Source organism: Bradyrhizobium sp. NBAIM08, from assembly GCF_020193935.1.
Lineage (GTDB): Bacteria > Pseudomonadota > Alphaproteobacteria > Rhizobiales > Xanthobacteraceae > Bradyrhizobium > Bradyrhizobium yuanmingense.
The window spans coordinates 1-419 of record NZ_JADYVR010000724.1 but is presented as its reverse complement, the minus strand read 5'-3'; the positions used below and the strand labels follow the sequence as shown (position 1 = coordinate 419).

Annotated in this window: 1 pseudogene; it reads left to right on the top strand. The window is 75.2% G+C overall.

Features of this window, described 5'->3' with window-relative positions:
- Nucleotides 1-339 (top strand): annotated as a pseudogene (locus I6F37_RS41755) (electron transfer flavoprotein subunit beta); the annotation flags it as partial.
- Between the last annotated feature and the right edge of the window lie 80 nt (nt 340-419).

The following is a 419-nucleotide window of genomic DNA, read 5'->3' as shown; positions in this document are numbered from 1 at the left end:
CTGCTGGACGGCGCCGTCCGGATCCGCCGCGACGCCGACACCGCCAGCCTGACCGTCGAGGCACCGCTGCCGGCGGTGGTCAGCGTCACTGACCAGGCGGGGGAGGCCCGCTACCCGTCGATGCGCGGCATCCTGGCGGCCAAGAAGAAGCCCGTCGCCACCCTCGCGCTCGCCGACCTCGGGGTCGAGCCGGCCGACGTCGGGCTGTCGGCCGCCTGGACGACGGTGATCGAGGCCACCCCGCGCCCGCCGAAGCAGCCCGGCCGGGTGGTCACCGACGCCGACGGGGCCGGCTCGGCCGCGCTGGTCGAGTTCCTGGTCGCCGGCCGTTACGTCTGAGCCACCCCCGTCCCGACGTCTGGAGAGGAACCCATGCCGCAGGTCCTGGTCGTGGTCGAGCTGGTCGACGGTGCCGTCGC